This window comes from Idiomarina sp. Sol25, assembly GCF_033052775.1.
In the GTDB taxonomy this organism is placed as follows: Bacteria; Pseudomonadota; Gammaproteobacteria; order Enterobacterales; family Alteromonadaceae; genus Idiomarina.
The window spans coordinates 1-244 of sequence record NZ_JAUPEW010000215.1; the positions used below are offsets into that span (position 1 = coordinate 1).

1 protein-coding gene is annotated in these 244 nt (G+C 66.8%); it reads left to right on the forward strand.

Annotated features, from left to right (window positions below):
* Nucleotides 1-244 (forward strand): putative inorganic carbon transporter subunit DabA (locus Q5L94_RS14050; protein WP_317498965.1); only part of this gene is annotated, 244 nt, incomplete at both ends.

Genomic DNA, 244 nt, shown 5'->3' on the forward strand with positions numbered 1-244 from the left:
CCGCCGTACAGACCATCGGGTTCGCGGGATTTTTTGGCCTGCCCCTCGCCTACACACCGCTGGGCACCAGCGCTCGCACGCCCCACCTGCCGGGCCTGTTGGCACCCGCAGTAGAAGCCACTGACTGCATCGTGCCATCCACTGCGGGCGCGTTGAAGACCGATGCGACGCTACAAGAAGCAGCGATCCACGCACGCTCCAGGCGCTTTGCGCTGGCCGACCAATGGCTGTCCGCCAGCCGCTG